This window comes from Brevibacillus halotolerans, from assembly GCF_026891775.1.
Lineage (GTDB): Bacteria > Bacillota > Bacilli > Brevibacillales > Brevibacillaceae > Brevibacillus_B > Brevibacillus_B halotolerans.
This window is the reverse complement of the sequence record NZ_JAPTNK010000011.1, coordinates 45,461-63,412: the sequence shown is the minus strand read 5'-3', so window position 1 is coordinate 63,412 and position 17,952 is coordinate 45,461. Positions and strand designations below refer to the sequence as shown.

At 41.3% G+C, this 17,952-nt stretch carries 17 protein-coding genes and 1 other annotated feature; of the genes, 6 read left to right on the top strand and 11 right to left on the bottom strand.

The features are described from left to right. Positions 1–109: 109 nt before the first annotated feature. From ypeB to prsW, 4 genes are read right to left on the bottom strand one after another with little or no spacing between them, the layout of a single operon-like run. A complete protein-coding gene (gene ypeB, locus O0550_RS14785; RefSeq protein ID WP_003338503.1) occupies positions 110–1,486 on the bottom strand; it encodes a germination protein YpeB in 1,377 nt (458 codons plus the stop codon). 31 nt (positions 1,487–1,517) lie between these two features. Beyond that, on the bottom strand, positions 1,518–2,243 hold the full coding sequence (locus tag O0550_RS14780; RefSeq protein ID WP_258426718.1) for a cell wall hydrolase: 726 nt from the start codon (positions 2,241–2,243) through the stop codon (positions 1,518–1,520). Further along, positions 2,173–2,337 (bottom strand): hypothetical protein, encoded by a 165-nt coding sequence (locus O0550_RS14775; protein ID WP_003341839.1) that lies wholly within the window; start codon positions 2,335–2,337, stop codon positions 2,173–2,175. The genes O0550_RS14780 and O0550_RS14775 overlap by 71 nt, the downstream gene beginning before the upstream one ends. A 23-nt stretch (positions 2,338–2,360) precedes the next feature. Then, positions 2,361–3,035: a glutamic-type intramembrane protease PrsW gene (gene prsW, locus O0550_RS14770; protein ID WP_003341841.1), complete on the bottom strand. Its 675-nt coding sequence runs from the start codon at positions 3,033–3,035 to the stop codon at positions 2,361–2,363. An 89-nt stretch (positions 3,036–3,124) separates the two neighbouring features. Here prsW and O0550_RS14765 point away from each other — a divergent pair, with 89 nt between their 5' ends. Next, a complete protein-coding gene (locus O0550_RS14765) occupies positions 3,125–4,096 on the top strand; it encodes an asparaginase (protein WP_003338500.1) in 972 nt (323 codons plus the stop codon). A gap of 156 nt (positions 4,097–4,252) precedes the next feature. Here the strand turns inward: O0550_RS14765 and O0550_RS14760 are convergent, their stop codons facing one another. Then, entirely contained in the window at positions 4,253–5,527 is a 1,275-nt protein-coding gene (locus O0550_RS14760) for a Glu/Leu/Phe/Val family dehydrogenase (RefSeq protein ID WP_003341845.1), read from the bottom strand. Between the two features lie 296 nt (positions 5,528–5,823). Here O0550_RS14760 and O0550_RS14755 point away from each other — a divergent pair, with 296 nt between their 5' ends. Beyond that, a complete protein-coding gene (locus tag O0550_RS14755) occupies positions 5,824–6,582 on the top strand; it encodes a PIG-L deacetylase family protein (protein ID WP_258426717.1) in 759 nt (252 codons plus the stop codon). A 65-nt stretch (positions 6,583–6,647) separates the two neighbouring features. On the opposite strand, the gene O0550_RS14750 is transcribed toward O0550_RS14755, so the two are convergent. The 6 genes from O0550_RS14750 to O0550_RS14725 form a co-directional block, all read right to left on the bottom strand. Continuing rightward, positions 6,648–7,238 (bottom strand): genetic competence negative regulator, encoded by a 591-nt coding sequence (locus O0550_RS14750; RefSeq protein ID WP_003338497.1) that lies wholly within the window; start codon positions 7,236–7,238, stop codon positions 6,648–6,650. Between the two features lie 579 nt (positions 7,239–7,817). Further along, positions 7,818–8,729 (bottom strand): NAD(P)/FAD-dependent oxidoreductase, encoded by a 912-nt coding sequence (locus O0550_RS14745; protein ID WP_258426716.1) that lies wholly within the window; start codon positions 8,727–8,729, stop codon positions 7,818–7,820. 66 nt (positions 8,730–8,795) lie between these two features. Beyond that, positions 8,796–9,632 carry a LysM peptidoglycan-binding domain-containing protein gene (locus O0550_RS14740; RefSeq protein ID WP_258426715.1) on the bottom strand — a complete coding sequence of 279 codons (837 nt, stop codon included), beginning with the start codon at positions 9,630–9,632 and terminating at the stop codon, positions 8,796–8,798. A gap of 20 nt (positions 9,633–9,652) precedes the next feature. Further along, complete coding sequence (locus O0550_RS14735) at positions 9,653–10,243, bottom strand: CPBP family intramembrane glutamic endopeptidase (protein ID WP_258426714.1); 591 nt, start codon at positions 10,241–10,243, stop codon at positions 9,653–9,655. Next, the gene (locus O0550_RS14730) at positions 10,240–11,862 is read right to left on the bottom strand and encodes a RecQ family ATP-dependent DNA helicase (RefSeq protein ID WP_258426713.1); all 1,623 of its coding nucleotides are present in this window, start codon (positions 11,860–11,862) and stop codon (positions 10,240–10,242) included. Before O0550_RS14730 ends, O0550_RS14735 begins: the two co-directional genes overlap by 4 nt. Continuing rightward, entirely contained in the window at positions 11,847–12,959 is a 1,113-nt protein-coding gene (locus O0550_RS14725; RefSeq protein ID WP_258426712.1) for a YpbB family protein, read from the bottom strand. The genes O0550_RS14730 and O0550_RS14725 overlap by 16 nt, the downstream gene beginning before the upstream one ends. 104 nt (positions 12,960–13,063) lie before the next feature. On the opposite strand from O0550_RS14725, the gene O0550_RS14720 reads away from it, so the two are divergent. From O0550_RS14720 to serA, 4 genes are all read left to right on the top strand, one after another. Beyond that, complete coding sequence (locus tag O0550_RS14720; RefSeq protein WP_003341858.1) at positions 13,064–13,990, top strand: hypothetical protein; 927 nt, start codon at positions 13,064–13,066, stop codon at positions 13,988–13,990. A gap of 114 nt (positions 13,991–14,104) precedes the next feature. Further along, a complete protein-coding gene (locus O0550_RS14715; protein ID WP_003338489.1) occupies positions 14,105–14,314 on the top strand; it encodes a ferredoxin in 210 nt (69 codons plus the stop codon). Between the two features lie 432 nt (positions 14,315–14,746). Next, positions 14,747–14,986: a binding site (T-box leader), on the top strand. Between the two features lie 109 nt (positions 14,987–15,095). Continuing rightward, a complete protein-coding gene (locus O0550_RS14710; RefSeq protein WP_258426711.1) occupies positions 15,096–16,250 on the top strand; it encodes a pyridoxal-phosphate-dependent aminotransferase family protein in 1,155 nt (384 codons plus the stop codon). Then, on the top strand, positions 16,243–17,832 hold the full coding sequence (gene serA, locus O0550_RS14705; protein ID WP_003341864.1) for a phosphoglycerate dehydrogenase: 1,590 nt from the start codon (positions 16,243–16,245) through the stop codon (positions 17,830–17,832). The genes O0550_RS14710 and serA overlap by 8 nt, the downstream gene beginning before the upstream one ends. The last annotated feature ends 120 nt before the right edge of the window (positions 17,833–17,952 follow it).

Sequence of the window (17,952 nt, the reverse complement as noted above, 5' to 3'; positions counted from 1 at the left end):
ATTTCCTCCCCTTCTCACCCTCTTCCAACATTATACACACGCTGTTATCCATACAGCAAACAAAGAAGTTTGCCCTTAGACAAACTTCTTTGTACTCTCTCTTACCCTCTTATCCTTTTTCGCCATGATTTGGCATTTTTTGCTCGCCTACACTCATTTTTATTACATCCTCTTCTTCACCTGTCTGGGCATTGATATAGATCATATAGATATCCTTTTCAAATTGCCCAGAGAACTCATATGCTAATACTTCTTTCCCGTTATTTTTCCCTTGAATCATGGCAAGTCTAGATTCCGTAACCTTAACATGTGGATTGATCATCGTTCTTGCTTGCTTGGCGGATACCTTTGCTTTTGGAATGATGCGCTGCTTATGGTTAAATAAATATTCGACAGCATGAAAACCATTTACATCCCCATTATCAAGCGCTACTTTGACCGTTACGGAATCAGGATAGATGAGTACGTCTTCCACTTTTGGCACAAACGTAAATACTCCTATCCCTCCGTATGTATCTCGTTCCGTCGCTACCATGTCGCCGTATCCCTTTTCTTTTAGAAACTTCTTAGCACTTTTTTCAGCCTGATCTAAGTTCAATTTTGTTTGTTTGATTTCTCTTTCGTTTAATAACCAGACTACCTTTCCGCCTTTTTTGGTTACATCCATATTGATCGGACTAGCGTTTTTACCAGTTATACGGACACTGTATGCATTGTATTGCATGCCTTTTCCGTTCTTTTCAACAGAAACCTTGTCACCAGACGAAATTTTACCAACGAATTTTTTAGCAATATCGATCGCTTGCTGTTCACTAACTGTTTTTCCTGATATGCCCTTAATGCGTTGCTGGCGTTTCGTTTCCATATTTTGGACAGTCATTCCCCACTCCATTTCAGGGAACTCCTGCACTTTTTTATCAATCGTTTTAAAACCGTCAATGATGGTGTTATCGCCAGGCTGTTGCTGTTTAGCTAAGGCCGTTTCTACATCCATCCAGCGCAATTTACTATCAAGAACCTTAGTTTGCACACCAGATAATTCTTTTTGGATGTGCTTAGAGTTCTGGTACAATTTATTGAGTGTTTTATACTCTTTTTCACTCAACGGATGCTGATTTAAATCTCTCACGGCTACTTCATAAGAAAAATCTGCTACTTTGGATAAAAATTCTTCTGTGTGATTGAATGGCATTAGCGTCAAAGGAAGTTGACCGACATCGTTTTGCGAGGTATACGCTAAACGCCACACATTCGTAAGACACGGAGCTAGTTGCTTGCGTGTGTTTAATACAACAGATTTTCCTAACTCATCATGCAGTTTATTCATATGAAAGTTTAAATCATGGAAGGCTCTTTGGTATTGATTCTCTGCTTTGATTAGTATGCTGTTTTTTTCGTTATGTTCCTGATAGCCCCATACACCAACACCGACCAATCCGATTAAACATACTGGAAACAGCACTCGTGAAATTGCACCATAAACCATTTCTAGATCCTCCTTCTTCCGTTGTTATTGATTAGCGGCAGAATATATGTTTACCAATTTTTTTTACTTGAGGACGCCCCCATATCCATTTGGATGTAGCTGTTTCGGGATTAAAATAATAGGTACATCCTTCAGTAGGGTCCCACCCCTTTAAAGCATCCTTCACTGCTTTCTTCGCATTTTCATTCGGGCTTAAATAAATCTGACCATCTGCTACCGCAGTAAAAGCACGAGGTTCAAAAATAACAGCGGAAGGCGTATTGGGAAACGATGAACTCTTTGTCCGATTTATAATTACGGCCGCAATCGCTACTTGCCCGATGTACGGTTCTCCACGCGCTTCTCCATATACCGCATTTGCCATTAGCTTAAGGTCATTTTCTGATAGCTGTGAAGCTGAAAACGTTTTTTGTGCTGTGGTAGCTGCCACTGGTGTTACCTTAGATTCCATCGGCTGATCCACATGCTGGTGCTCCACTTGGGGTGGGGTAGTAGCAAGTATTAAATAGAATGCCGTACAGATCACTACAACTGTACTTGCAACCATTAGCCTCCATGTTTTGACCTCTTTACTCCTCATTGGACTTCCTCCTTCAGACCGGTAAATTTCCTTTCCTTGTCTGTATTGTTCGTGAGGGAAATCATGTTTATACAAAAAGAAAGAGACCAGTAAATACCAGTCTCTTTCATTCTTCCAGATGGGTAATATCAAATTTTTCTTGATTGTCGCAGATACATTGCTTAAATCCTGTGTCAACTTTTCCTTCCATGCCTGGGCGACCACGCAAGATAAATTTTTCGCCGCATTGGTTGCACCGTATCATGATTTTAGATCGCTGGGTTTTGAACAATTACAGTCGCCTCCTCATAACCTTTATTGTGGACGATTGTATATATTTTTAGAACTGATATCGTGAGCCAGTTCTACTTTTTTCATTCCAAACCACCAAAGTATTGCCATATATGGCACGACCAGGAACAACCAATAATTAACAGACAGAAAAATAAAATTGTAAATCGCATGATAACACATGGGCAGCATTAAAGAGACAAATAATAACCATAGTGGATTCTCGTCGGCATTTGCAAATTTAGCTCTACCCATAAAATAGCCCATATAGATACCGAACAAAGCATGGCTAGAAACTGGTAATAATGCACGCCACATGGCAACTTGCTTTCCGTTAATCACAAGATACAAAAAGTTTTCAAGCGTCGCAAAACCAAGGGAAACCGCTACAGCATAGACAATACCATCATACGGCTCGTTAAACTCTACATGCTTATATGCGGTATGAAATACAACTAACCATTTAAAAAATTCTTCCACAACCGCAGGTGAAATTACCGTGTTAAACCAGACGGAATCGATGCCCCACTCATTTTGAAAAATATATTGCAACACCATTACGGGAAAAGCAAGCAAGATACCAAAAATAAAAGAGCGCACTACCATTGAAATTGGCTCCGGCTCTAGGTTATCGCGCAAATAAAAATAACACAGCAAAGCAAGTCCTGGCGCCAAAGCTGCACCAATTAACGGAATCATATTTTCTTGTTTGCTCCTTTACATAGGTTCCCTATTCATCGTACCATGAAAGATAATATATGAAAACCCGCAACAGGAGAGAGATCCCTATGAAAAAAGTGCTAGTGATAAATACAGGCGGTACCATTGCCATGTCAGTTGAAGAAGGTACAGAAAGCGTTAAACCGTTAGACGAGCATGTCCTAAATCATAATCTTCCCTATTTAAGTAAATATGCTGATGTTGTCATGAAGGATTTCGTTAATCTACCAAGCCCACACATGACGCCTGCTATTATGAATAAACTACGGGAAATCATTGAGCAAGAGCTGTTACAGGATACTTACGATGGCATCGTTATTACTCATGGTACGGATACCCTCGAAGAAACCGCATACTTTCTTGACCTTACCCTGCCAGTAACCGTGCCGATTGTCGTTACAGGCGCTATGCGATCTAGTAATGAATTAGGAGCTGACGGTCCAGTCAATCTGATTTCTTCCGTTCGCACGGCTATCGACCCTAGCAGTCGCAACAAAGGTGTACTTGTTGTTTTTAATGACGAAATTCATGCAGCTCGGCACGTAACGAAAACCCATACCTCTAATGTAGCTACTTTCCAATCCCCCTCCTACGGGCCGATTGGGACTATCTCAAAGAAATCCATTCAATATCATCATGCACCACTTTCACGCGAGTTTTACGAAATATCGCATGCGGATGGAAATGTACCGCTTATTAAGGCAGTCACAGGTATGGACCCTGCCTGGCTTCACTTTTTATTAGACCAAAAAATTGACGGAATGGTAATTGAAGCATTCGGATTAGGAAACCTGCCTCCGATGATCCTTCCTGTATTAAAGGAGCTATTACAGCGAAATGTACCTATTGTAGTTGTTTCTCGTTGCTACAATGGACAGGTACAAGACCTATATGGATATGAAGGTGGAGGCCGTCAATTAAAAGACATGGGTATGATCTTTTCAAACGGATTAAATGGACAAAAGGCTCGTCTGAAGCTGTTGGTAGCCTTGCAGCAAACGGTTGATTCAACTAAATTGCAAGATTGCTTCGATCACTAAAAGCTTAGTGTATATTCGTAACAGCCACGTAGAAGTAGGATATTTCCTTTCTGCGTGGCTGTTTTGGTTTGCTCTACCCGTTCCCCATCCTTGCTCATTAAAATGATAAGAAAAAAAGCCTTCTTGGCATTAAACCAAGAAGGCTCTTCATTTAGCTTACACCCATCCGCGGAAACGTGATGCTTCCGCCATCTTACGAGCGCCTACCATATAAGCAGCTAAGCGCATATTTACACGGCGTGTTTGAGAAGTCTGATAGACGTTTTCAAACGAGCGCACCATTACACGTTCTAGCTTCTCTTCCACTTCTTCTTCTGTCCAATAGTAACCTTGGTTGTTTTGTACCCACTCGAAGTACGATACTGTTACACCGCCAGAGCTAGCAAGTACGTCAGGCACTAACAAAATGCCGCGTTCTGTCAAAATTTTTGTAGCCTCCAAAGTAGTTGGTCCATTGGCTGCTTCTACTACAATAGAAGCTTTGATGTTATGTGCATTATCGGCTGTGATTTGGTTTTCAATAGCAGCCGGTACAAGAATATCGCAATCCAATTCCAATAGTTCTTTATTGGAAATGGTATTAGTAAATAGTTTGGTAACAGTACCAAAGGAATCACGACGATCTAAAAGGTAATCAATATCCAAACCATTTGGATCGTATAGAGCACCATAAGCATCAGAGATACCTACCACTTTAGCACCTGCATCATGCATGAATTTAGACAAATAGCTTCCTGCATTACCAAAGCCTTGTACAACCACGCGAGCACCTTCCAGGTTGATACCTACTTTCTTAGCAGCTTCTCGAATGCAGATCGTTACTCCCTTTGCTGTAGCAGTTTCACGACCATGAGACCCACCTAATGCAATAGGTTTACCTGTAATAAATCCTGGAGAGTCAAACTCACGAATGCAGCTATACTCATCCATCATCCAAGCCATGATTTGTGAATTGGTAAATACGTCTGGAGCAGGAATGTCTTTCGTTGGTCCAACTAGTTGACTGATAGCGCGTACATAACCGCGGCTAAGACGCTCTAATTCTGGGAAGGACATTTCACGCGGATCACAAATAATTCCACCTTTTCCTCCACCATAAGGCAAATCAACAATTCCCGCTTTCAAGCTCATCCAAATAGAAAGCGCTTTCACTTCATCCTCTGTAACTTCTGGATGGAAACGTATGCCGCCTTTTGTTGGACCAACAGCGTCGTTGTGTTGGGCACGATAGCCTGTGAACACTTTAGTCTCGCCATTGTCCATTCGAACTGGGATGCGAACAGTCAGGACTCGCAAAGGCTCCTTTAACAGTTCGTACATCGACTCTTGGTAACCTAGTTTTTCTAGTGCTTCCTTAATCACCGTCTGCGTCGAAGCCAAAAGATTCAAACTTTCTTTTTGTTGCGCAGTCTCAGTGTTGTTGGTTACCATTTCGTGATTCCCCATTGTATAATCACCTCAAAAAGTTATGTTCAGTAAATCCATCGTTCAGTATACACGCTCAATACCTGAAAGAGAAGTAAAAATTCTGCTTTTTCCTTATTTATAAGAACTTTCTAGAAAAAACAGAAATTCTCGCTTGTCACTAAACTTTCCTACAGCCAAAGCATACTCCTCTTTTACTAAAATGAAAAGGGTTACTTGCTCTGAAATGTGCTTTCTTTTGTATTCGATTGGGAGAACCTATGTCATAATAACAATTAGAAAAGGCTATTAGGAGTGTGAATTTGTTGACAACACAAAAAGGAATTCTACTAATATATGCACATCCAGACGACGAGACATTTGCCTCCGGTGCCACGATTGCATTCTATAAGGACCAAGCGAATGTACGTCAAACTCTTCTGTGTGCTACGAGAGGTCAGGCAGGTAAAGCAGGGACACCACCACTATGCACACCAGAGGAGCTACCCGCCTATAGAGAAGCCGAATTACGCCATGCCTGTGACATCTTAGGTGTAGATCGGGTTGCGGTATTAGATTATCAGGATAAACTGGTAGACAATTCTCCCATACAAGAGCTTGCTGCCCATATAAAAGCAATGATTGATGAGGAGCAACCACAAATTTTAATTACGTTTGCTCCGCATGGGATATCAGGTCATCCTGATCATATCGCGATGTCGAAGGCTACTCAGTATGTTGTGGATCACCTGCTGGACGATTCTTCAAGCGTTCGTAAGCTATATCATGCAACCATCCCGTTAACAGCTCCCTTTACGAGTAAAAACGGGACACCTACCAATGGCGATTCACTGGAGGCTATTACAACTATCATCGATCAAAAGCCCTATAGAGAGCAGATAGCGAAAGCCTTACTAGCACATAAAACCCAGCATTTATCTGTCGAGCGAGTCTTTCCAGGTATAACCTCTCATGATTATAAAAACGTACCAACCACTAATTATTATCTATTGGCATGGCATAACTTGCCCAACTATCAGCCTACAGAAAAAGAAACCGACTTATTTGCCGGTATCCAATAAAAAATGACAGCATAAAAAAGAAGGACACCTTATACCTTACGCACATAGGTGTCCTTCTCTTCTTATTAACGAAAATATCGAGCGATTTCTTTAACAGCGTCATCAGGCATGATCGACTTTCCGTATTCTTCTAACACATATACAGTAATCGGATTTGCCTCACCATATTCCGATAAAATCGCAATGAGATGCTGGTAACGCTCTTGTTCAAGCTCTACATCCTCTAAAACAAGGTAGTATTTATCCTGATAAGAATATAAGCTACCTCCATATGTTAAAAAGGCATTAATTCTGTGAGCTACCTCTACGACATGTTCAAAATCGCGGAAAGCATATATGATTAAGTCACTCTCTTCTAAAGTAACTTCCATTTCGTATACATCATCTTCTTCATCTTTTTCAGCAGTGATTCCTGTTTTGCCACGAGTGACAATGACTACCATTCCTTGGGCAGGTAAAGCAAAGACTTCTACAGCAACTGGACCAGATATTTCAAATCCAAGCTCATCATAAGCCTGCTCCATCATATCATTAAACAGCTCATGAACTTTAGGAATGTCACGCCACATGTCTTCCTTTTCAATACCTCGCTCCGTAAGATCGTCAAAGGTTAAAAAAATTCTTATCTTGTCTTGGCCAAGGCGTTCAACTCGCATGACTGTCCCTCCTCACCATCCAGTCCTATTACAACGTATGTTAAGAAGCCTGTAATAGTTCCGTACATACATCTATAAATAGAATAACCTGGCGTACAAAAATATCTATTTCATTCTTACTAGACAAACTCTCTTTAAGCTATAATCCTGCTGTAAATATAATTCATCCATTCTTGTATAATACCACATTGTGAGACAAGAACATAGATATTGAAGTTTTTCCTACTACTCTCTTTCCGACATAAATCGTCAATCTAGTGGAAAACCAAGGTATTATTGTCAGAAATTTTACTTTCCAAGAAAGAATAACAACTAGGCCAGGCTCAATTATATACCTTATACGTAATATTCTAGCAGTTCGTTTCATGTAAAAAGAATATACCCAACTGATATGTATTTATACAACTCATTGATCCTGTTCAATATGATCTCATAATCCACAATATGCATGGGACAAAAAAAATGACGTTACTGCTTCCAGAAAACTTATGAGCTTTTTCCCGACGCCTGTTCATCATCGTTTCTCATCAAGTGCGGAAGATTATAACGTCATATCATAAGCCCATCTTATGGCGATGTTTATTCTTGTGCCAGCTCCAATAATCGCTTGTGTATCCAAATAGCAGCCTGAGAGCCGTCTCCCATTGAGATCGTAACCTGTTGAGAGTGGGCATTGACGTCTCCAGCTGCCCAGATATTGCGATGATTCGTTTCCTTGGTTCGTGGATCTACCTGAACATGTCCTTGGGGTAAAAGTTGAATTTGAAAAGCTTGTAGTAGGTCTGAATTAACATGTGCTCCGGCAAAAGCTAAAAAACCTCGTTCTACTGAAATTACTTCACCAGAGCGTAAATTTATTGATGACAAATGACCGTTCTGCTGTTCTATAGAGACGATCTCACCCTCTCTATAATAGTTCCCCCATTCATTAGCCCTGATTTGATCCTCCTTATCCAGCGATGTTAGCGAATGATTAATAACCATGATATCTTGTGTGTAGTATTTTAATTCCTGTGCCATTTGCAAGGCTTGCTTGCCGGAACCAATTACGACTGTACGCTTTTGCTGGACTTCATAGCCATCACAATCGGGGCAAATGTAAATGGATTCCCCTAGGCATTCAACCAACCCTGGAATCTCTGGCAATGGGTCAGTAATTCCCGTGGCAATTAGTAAAGTCTTTGCCATAAAGGTTTCCTTATGTTCTCTTGTGGTCACGCAGAAAATATGCTCCTGATTCTGCTCACAAAATGTTGCTTCATCTTGAATAAATGCGGCTCCAAAACGCTTGGCCATTATTTCTCCCTGCGTTCTCAGTTCCATTCCACTGACACCCTCTGGATAACCCAAAATGTTTCGGTATTTGCGGGCTAAGGTCGATCTCCCCGATTTTTTATCAATAACTAAAACCTTATGTAAGCTTCGCGAGAGCTGAATTGCTGCTTGTAAACCAGCAATTCCGCCTCCAATCACGATGGTGTCGTAAATCATGAGTCCCTCCTAACCGTTTCTCTCTCTAGAGTAACCATTTTAGGCGATTAACATGATTATCTTTCACTAATCTACAGGAATGTAAAGTGTTTTTCCCTCTATTAATGGGGCTTCTGTATTAAGACCATTAAAAGTTGCGATTCGTTTTACTCCATTATTATTTCCATAGTAAGCACGGGAAATCTTATGTAAATTATCTCCTCTTTTAACTTTATACAATTTACTTTTTATTTTTTTTGCAGGTTTTTCCTCACTTACCGTTGCTTCAGGCTTGTTTGAAGCTGGAACTGAAGTTGGGCTAGTTTTCTGCTCAGCGGTAGTTTTATTAGTAGTTGGGGTCGAGGTACTAGTAGGTTTAACGGTAGATTTAGCCGTAGAGGCAACAGTAGCCTCTGTACCTAAACCACCTTTATCCCCTTCCTGCCCAAGGACTGCATTATTCGCTGGTTTCTTATCCTCTAAATGTGGCTGCGGGTTCATTTCAGGCTTTGCAGCATTTGCCGGATCTGTACCCTCCCTATTTAGAGGTTCAGATCCTGTAACGGAAACTCCTGTTCCTGAAGCAATCGCATCTGTCCGCGTCTGGTGCCCACTAAAAATGAACGCCGGTTGTGTCGAATTCATCTCCTTCCAGATGAATAAAACACCTGCCACGACTACTGCTCCTGCTAACGGAACAATGATTTTCCATCCACCTCCACTAGCGAGTGTATACGAGGCCTTTACTTGCTCCTTAGATTCTTCGTTCTCACTCTTTGCTGCTTGTTTTTCTTCGCTTATGCGACTTGTTGCTTGCTTTTTTTGTGCTTGTTTTTTATTTTTGATCCTCGTTTTTCTAGGAGGTAAGCCAAGCAGGGTATCCTGCTGCTCTGCTATTTGCTTGTCTCCATCTCTACCTTCCATCTTATTTCCTCCCCTTCGTGTTACATATCTTCCTGTGAATGTATCGAGCTTGCCTTATATTTTAAAAATAAAGCAAGGACGAAATTGATAGTAGCATGAACAAACATAACTGTGATCAGACTATTGGTCCAGGTAAAAAGTATGCCTAGTAAATAGCTTGTTAGAAACACCATTCCAATGAGAATAGGTTTTTGTAGATATCGAAAATGAATCGCTGTGAAGAGTATACTTGTCCACACATTACCTACCAACTCATGAATTACACCGCGAAAAAGCCATTCCTCACTAATCCCTACAGCTACACAGAGTAAAAACGTAGTTGGAATCGAAAGAGAACGAAAAATCCGTTCATTCATTCCACCATCATCTACCCAGCTTGGCGGAACTGTTTTTTCTATAATAATATTACTAGCCACAACAAGGACGATCAAAAGAACTGCATAGCCAAGATAAGAAGGGTGCATCGTTAATAGAAGCTGCCAAAATTCTGTTTTCGTATAAAGAAACCATGACCCTAGTAGGGCAATCAAAAAAACGATACCTTGTGTGAGCCACAGATTGAGTAACAGCGTACGGTCATCTAACTGATCTAGCTTATTGTTTCTATTCACAACGAAGCGGAACCTCCTTCGTTTGGCGATTTACGGGGCAACAATCGTTCCAGGGCTTCCGTAAGATTCCAGACTGCTTCACGAGTAATCCGTTCCTGCTTTGCAGACTCATGATAAAGCTCTCTGTTGATTCCGCAGGTTCTACAGCATGACTCTGGTTTGTCTATCATCCTCTCCCCAAAATAAGCTAGCAACGCTTCGCGCAAACAACCAGAGGTCTGAATCCACTCCTGCATAGTCCCTAATTTCGCAAATTTAGAACACTTTACTAGCTGTATTCGTTGCTTCATCGTACCATGGACGAGCTTGGGGTCATGTGGTTGAATCCAGTAGGTATACCCGTTTTTTCCTAGTTGAACACTATGAACCGCTCCTGCTTCCTGTGCATAGTAAAATAAGAGCCTTGTTACATTTTCGCCAATGCCAATAGCTGCAAAAAGTTCCTCATGTGTGATTTTTTGCTCATACCCCTCTCTGGTGAGAACGTGGGAATCAGCTCGGTGAACTGGGGTACGTAGCAGTCCTAGAAAGGCAACTAATTCTTCGTCTGTTGGATATTCGTTTTGGAAAAGACGGTGATGAATATGCACATCCTCTTCCTGTACATACAAACAAGCATATCCAGGTTGTTGGTCACGTCCAATCCGTCCAACCTCTTGTGTATAAGCCTCTATGCTTGCAGGAAGATGATAGTGAATAACAAAGCGGATATCTGGCTTATCAATTCCCATTCCAAAAGCGTTCGTAGCAATAATCACGTCTAATTGATTTGCAATAAATTGCTCTTGAATCAAAATCCGCTCCATCGGGTTCATTCCACCATGAAAGCCGCTTACCCGCTGAATCCCGCCTTGCTGGCACTGCACTACGAGTTGTTCTACTGCTTGCCTTGTACTGCAGTATACGATGCCCGGCTTTTGGCACTCACGTAATTGAGCAAGCAATCGTGTGTTTTTGTCTGCCTCATCGCTGGCCGGATATAGATCATAGGCAATGTTAGAACGATTCACACTTAAGCGGATTTGATTATCTACAGCAATGTCAAACAGATCAGCAATTTCTTGCGCCACGTTATGTGTAGCAGTAGCCGTCACAGCTAGCACAGGAGGTTCTCCCAGTGCTTTAATCAAAGACGGCAATTTCAAATAATCTGTACGAAAGTCATGGCCCCACTGTGATATGCAATGAGCCTCGTCAATCGCTACCAAAGACACACCTCTTTTTTGGAGGAGCCGGATAATCGAAGGTTGTTGCAATTTTTCTGGGGAAATATAGACAAGTTTGTATTTCCCCGCTTCCAGCTCATCTATGACCAAGCGTATTTCATCACGGTCCAAGGAACTATTTATGTAGGTCGCTAGCCGATGTCCGTTTTTTAACAATTGCTGAACCTGATCGACCATTAAGGAAATTAGCGGGGATACTACAAGTGTGATACCAGGTAGTACATATGCCGGCACCTGATACGTAAGTGATTTCCCACCACCTGTAGACATGATACCAAGCACATTTTCCCCTTTTAAGATTCGACTAATAATCTCCTCTTGTCCAGTGCGAAACGCGGCATGACCAAAGTACCGTTGTAAGATAAGACGAATGTTTTTCATATTTGTTTCCATGCTGACGCTCCTCTAAGGGCCAAAGCCAATCGGATTTGCAAATAACTATAATCATGGCCCAATTCATCCTTTAACAGTCGCAGTCGCTTTGTCTGTAGGCGATCGCTTGCTTCATGTACGAATTGAATCTGCTGATCGCTCACAAAACGACCATACTTACAAGGCAGCCCCTTTAAAGCAGCTTCAATCAGATGATCCTCTACGGTATTTAATTTAATCGTACGCCTAGAAGCAATCTCCTCAAGCGTCATATCTTTTTGAAGCATGTTATATGTTTCCCAAGCACTTATACTGATTGGCGGCTTTTGTGCTGGTTGAAGCAGGCATAGTTTTTGTAATAAGGGGAATCGGCCTGATTTGTTCTCCTTTACCTTAGAATAAAAGCTACTCCAAATCGACAATAGCTTTACCTCCGTAAGTAGAAATGATTCACGAAATTGGTAGGCAATTTGCCGAGCTGTGAGGCCTACCTGTGAAGCTCCCGTCCACTGCAAAAAAAACTGCTGCTGTAGCGTAGGCTCAAGCATATCCATAAACAGATAGAGCTCGTCTACCAATCCATTAAGCCATGCCGCTCGCTCATCCGGCTCTGCCAGCAGTTGCTTGATTCTACGTTGAATCTCTTTGTTTTGCACAATCGGTGAAAAGTGAGAGTTGTCATGTAATAGCTGTGAAATAGTTTGAACCATGAGCAAAGCTTGTAAGCGAAATAACATTGCTTGCTCTGTTATCGACATCCCATTAATTCCAGATAACCACCGCTCCAATTGATAGGTTTTATTTTGTTCACAAAGTTGTTGATTCCCCAAATGAGTTAGCTCAAAGCTTGATATACCATCCTTTTGTGCTGTATTAGTATTTGAGACCCACTTTTTTTCCATGAGGTTTTGGATGATTTGCTCCCACAGCCCTCTTGAAATCCAAGGGAAGAGCCGATAATAGGAGTGGAGGTTAAAATTATTCACATCCTGCCATACTTGATTAGCTTTACGTCCTTTTACCATGTAGTAGAGAGATTGAGGAGTACGTTCCCCTTGCAACACAGCTAGACCTTTCAATACGAGAGCTTCAAAAAATCGGAAATCTTGTTCCTCCATGGATCAAAGTTTCTCCTTCACGTTTGATTAATTTATTTATTTTATCATGAAAGCAGTGACAAAAATTGATTGTACTGTTTTTGCTTTAGACGGAGGGATTACCTATGACAAAGCGTTTGTCCAAGCACGAGTATATTGTTACATACATGATTATTTTATCATTAACATGTTTGGTTGTCGGATTTTTTTGGGGAGCAAACGTAGTTCAATCTAAAATGGATGAGCAACTAACTCAGCTCCAGCAATTAACGCACCAAACACATAATCAGGAAAAACTCATTCGTGAAAAGAAACTATACCCCGAGCAAGATTTCACCCATTATTACTACAGCTTTTATGAACCACTCAGCACTTTTCAAACCGACTATTTTTATTATGTAGCCAACTTACAGGGAAAAACATTGGAAGAACAAAAAGGAGTTCATAGCCAACTCAAACAAGTCGTACAGACTAAAATCGAACAGCTAGAAAAAGTATATATCAGTGAACGTTCTCCTTTGTTGGTTGCGTCTAGAAATCAATTTCTTGGAAGCCTACATACCTTACATAATAGTTTAACGAAAGCCATGGCAGATACGAAAGGCAGTCACTACTCCTCCGAAGACATCGCAGCCCTGCGTCATGCCGAAGACTTTCAATCAGAATATTTACAAGCTCAAACAAAATTTTATCATGCAATTGCTATGTGGGAACAAATCTATGTACTACAACACCCTATCGGTGATGTCGATATTACCTCGCTGACATTTGCAGCATGGGATACACTGCCTTTTCATTATCGCAATTACATATCTGCACGATATATGGAGAATATTAGAAGCATACCTCAATTCTTCCCTCAGGATTTGACGGCTTCTATCGATGCGCGTATAAAAAATAAAGAGACAGTGAAATTAGGCTGGCAAAACATCCCGTTTGGTGTTAATGTATTGATTGCAAGCAATGGGGTACATGCTGGAGATTTTGTACAATTAAACAAAAAGATCTACCCTGCTCTCTCCTTGCCTGAAGTGCCGATTTATCATAAATAAATCGTGTTCTAGGTACATATTTGGACGCGATTCATTCTTGTAATCGGCATAAAGTAATTATACAATAATTGTGTAAGCTGGACGTACTATCAAGGGGCAGGAGGTGAAACCATAATGACTACATGGGTAGATAAAGATACCTGTATTGCGTGTGGGGCCTGTGGCGCCACAGCTCCTGATGTATTTGATTACGACGATGAAGGTTTGGCGTTCAACACGATTGACGACAATACAAACACTGCTGAGATCCCTGAGATCCTGCATGATGATGTTCGTGATGCAGCAGACGGTTGCCCAACTGACTCTATTAAAATCGACGGATAATCGATTGCAATCAAATAAGGAAGACCAAAACCACTTATCTCTGCTTTAGCAGTGTGAGTGGTTTTTCTTCTGTCCAAACCTTGTTTTATCTCAATAAAAATTTACTTTTTTTAAGCAAACCTTGCTTGCTAAAATCCGAATATTTATCTATAACATTCTCATTTTTAACTCTATCATCCTCGGTTGAACAATCTCTCATTTTTTATTATTTTCTACCATTTGTCTCTCGTTTTCTACTCATTACTCGTTTTTTCTTCATATCACAAAAACCGTACATTCACCTGTTTTTACAACACAATTATGTATCTACTTCACTTATTTACGAACAACAGCGACAATACATAAAATCAATGTTCTTTCTTTTTCAATTTTTCTTCTTGACGCTACTGTTGTACGGTGATAAAGTAAGTTCTAACTTTAACAGCTACATACAAAACAACTTTGACGAAGAGATGCTTTTACAGGAAATCCTCAGAGAGCCGGTGGGTGCTGCGAACCGGTGATTCCTTTAAGAGATGAGCACTTCCGAGTTGGCAAACCAAGCCCGCTTGCGGTCGTAGGTTTGAACGGATGATCCGTTATCTCTCAGGTCTTGTTACCTGGTAAGGTTCTTTTTTGCGAAAAGAAGAACAAATGAGGGTGGTACCGCGAATATAACTTCTCGCCCCTCACTACATCATGGATTTGTAGTGGGGAGGCTGAGAAGTTTTTTTATATGCTCAAAAGACAAAATGTTTACAAGTAAGGAAGCCATAGAGATATATTTAGGAGGATGAGAATCATGTTTAAAGAGAAAATCACATTACGTATACCTGGCCCTACCCCAATCCCACCTCGTGTGCAGCAAGCAATGAACCGTCCCATGATCGGTCATCGCAGTGGTCAATTTTCTCAAATGCTTTCTGACGTAGTTGAGAAAATAAAACCGGCTTTCGGTACCGCTCAGCAAGTGTATGTCATTGCCGGAAGCGGTACAAGCGCTTTGGAAATGAGCGTAGTTAATACTTTGCAAGCCGGGGATGAAGCAATCGTTACGATTAGCGGAGCTTTTGGCGAACGATTCGCAAAAATCTGCGAACGGTATCAAATCAAAGTTCACCGTTTAGAGGTTGCTTGGGGAGAAGCAATTACGCCTGAACTCTTGCAAGATTTTCTCGTACAGCATCCGATGGCAAAAGCTGTATTTGCTACCTATTGTGAAACATCCTCTGGTGTGTTAAATCCAATACCTGAATTATCGAGGGTCGTCAAAAAGCATAGCAACGCTTTATTTATTGTTGATGCGGTTAGTTGCTTAGGAGCTGTGCCTTGCGAAATGGATGAATGGGGTCTGGATATCGTTGTAACAGGTTCACAAAAAGCCTTTATGCTGCCTACTGGACTTGCTTTTATTGCCGTTAGCCAACAGGCATGGAAACGTATTGAACAAATCACTCCTCAAGCCTTCTATCTTGATCTTAAGGCATATCGAAAAAGTATGGCAGATCAGACAACGCCTTATACCCCTGCCGTATCCCTTGTGTTTGGATTAGAGGAAGTAGTAGCAATGCTCGATGAAGAAGGTCTTCCTCAGGTATTCGCTCGCCATGAGCTTATGAAAAATATGACACGGGCTGCCATGAGAGCATTAGGATTACCGTTAATGACAGAGGATGAATACGCCTCTCCTACTGTTACATCCGTAGATCCTGGCGATTTATTTGATGCTGAGGAGCTACGTAAAATATTGCGCACCAAATATAATGTGGTCATTGCTGGTGGACAGCAGCATTTAAAAGGAAGGATTTTCCGGATTGGTCATATGGGCTATTGTGATCCGCAGGACGTATTGACTGTCATTTCACTCATTGAAGTCTCTTTGCAACAGATTGGTTACGAAATAACATTAGGTGCCGGTGTACGTGCGGCTCAGGAGGTATTGATTCAGCATGGATAAATTTCGCGTATTAATAAGTGATCCCTTAAGTGAACAAGGTATTCAGCAACTGCTAGACGCTCAGGATGTGATCGTTGAACAAAAAACAGCTCTATCTCCTGATGAGTTACTTGAAATCATTGAACAATATGATGCTTTATTGGTTCGGAGTCAAACACAGGTGACTGCTGAAGTAATACATGCAGCGAAGAAACTAAAGGTAATTGGTCGTGCCGGTGTTGGTGTCGACAATATTGATATTAATGCAGCCACGGCAGCAGGTATTGTAGTTATCAATGCTCCAGATGGTAATACCATTTCCACGGCTGAGCACTCCTTTGCAATGCTTATGGCTGTCGCTCGCAACATTCCTCAGGCACATAAAAAATTGGTTGATGGAGCATGGGACCGTAAAAGCTTTCAGGGTGTAGAGCTTCACAATAAAACCTTAGGAATTATTGGAATGGGCCGAATTGGTTCTGAAGTAGCGAAGCGAGCAAAAGCCTTTCAGATGAACGTAATTGGTTACGATCCTTATTTGACAGACGAACGCGCTCAAAAGCTTGGTGTAACAAACGGCACTGTAGATGATATTGTTACACAGGCGGACTTTATCACCGTGCATACTCCATTAATGAAAGAAACCAAGCATCTATTAAACGCCAAGCAGTTCGCTAAAATGAAACCAACCACACGGGTAATAAACTGCGCGCGTGGCGGAATCATTGATGAAAAGGCTTTGTTACATGCATTAGATAACGGATTAATTGCTGCAGCCGCACTTGATGTATATGAAGAAGAGCCACCGGTTAATAATCCATTGATAGGTCATCCACGAGTTGTTACAACTCCTCACCTAGGGGCATCTACTGTGGAAGCCCAAGAAAATGTTGCGATTGATGTATCTGAAGAGTTACTCAAGGCATTACGTAATCAAACTTTCAAAAATGCAGTAAATTTACCTACTGTAGATGCTCATCTAATGGAACGAGTACAGCCTTTCTTCTCCCTATCTGAAAAATTGGGACAATTCTTAGCACAACTGACAATCGGTGCATTACAAGAAGTGAAAATTACGTATAGCGGCGAATTATCTGAGATGAGCACCTCTCCATTAACTCGCACGATTTTAAAAGGCTTATTAGCATATCGACTAGGTGCCGAAGTTAACTACATTAATGCACCCTACCTAGCAAAAATGCGGGATATCTCTGTAACGGAAGAAAAGTCAACAATATCCCGTGGTTTTACCAATTTAATTACTGTGACACTTCGCTCCAATCTAGAGACAAGAACGATTGCTGGTACGCGCTTAAATGGCTTTGGTGATCGAATTGTCAAAATTGATCAATCCACCATTGATGTACAGCCTCAAGGCTACCTCCTATACGTTCAGCACCATGACCGCCCAGGTGTTATTGGATATGTTGGCAGCGTGCTTGGACAAAATGGTGTCAATATTGCCACCATGCAGGTCGGTCGCAAGGATGTAGGCGGAGATGCCATTATGATGCTAACCGTTGATAAACCGCTTAGCACTGAGCTCTTGGATGAACTAGGTCAATCCCTTGAAATCTCTAGCGTAACGCAAATTGAGTTATAACAATATATGAATCTAGGTAAAGTATAGATGAACCTGTAAACAGCCAAACTGGTAGAGATTCTGCCTTTTTGGCTGTTTTCTCCCAAAATATATTTCAGGTATATACAATAAAGCTAGGAG

Coding starts and splice junctions, on each gene's coding strand:
- ypeB (WP_003338503.1), bottom strand. CDS start 1,486: ATGGTTTATGGTGCAATTTCACGAGTGCTGTTTCCAGTATGTTTAATC.
- prsW (WP_003341841.1), bottom strand. CDS start 3,035: ATGATTCCGTTAATTGGTGCAGCTTTGGCGCCAGGACTTGCTTTGCTG.
- O0550_RS14765 (WP_003338500.1), top strand. CDS start 3,125: ATGAAAAAAGTGCTAGTGATAAATACAGGCGGTACCATTGCCATGTCA.
- O0550_RS14760 (WP_003341845.1), bottom strand. CDS start 5,527: ATGGTAACCAACAACACTGAGACTGCGCAACAAAAAGAAAGTTTGAAT.
- O0550_RS14750 (WP_003338497.1), bottom strand. CDS start 7,238: ATGCGAGTTGAACGCCTTGGCCAAGACAAGATAAGAATTTTTTTAACC.
- O0550_RS14745 (WP_258426716.1), bottom strand. CDS start 8,729: ATGATTTACGACACCATCGTGATTGGAGGCGGAATTGCTGGTTTACAA.
- O0550_RS14740 (WP_258426715.1), bottom strand. CDS start 9,632: ATGGAAGGTAGAGATGGAGACAAGCAAATAGCAGAGCAGCAGGATACC.
- O0550_RS14730 (WP_258426713.1), bottom strand. CDS start 11,862: ATGGAAACAAATATGAAAAACATTCGTCTTATCTTACAACGGTACTTT.
- O0550_RS14725 (WP_258426712.1), bottom strand. CDS start 12,959: ATGGAGGAACAAGATTTCCGATTTTTTGAAGCTCTCGTATTGAAAGGT.
- O0550_RS14720 (WP_003341858.1), top strand. CDS start 13,064: ATGACAAAGCGTTTGTCCAAGCACGAGTATATTGTTACATACATGATT.
- O0550_RS14715 (WP_003338489.1), top strand. CDS start 14,105: ATGACTACATGGGTAGATAAAGATACCTGTATTGCGTGTGGGGCCTGT.
- O0550_RS14710 (WP_258426711.1), top strand. CDS start 15,096: ATGTTTAAAGAGAAAATCACATTACGTATACCTGGCCCTACCCCAATC.
- serA (WP_003341864.1), top strand. CDS start 16,243: ATGGATAAATTTCGCGTATTAATAAGTGATCCCTTAAGTGAACAAGGT.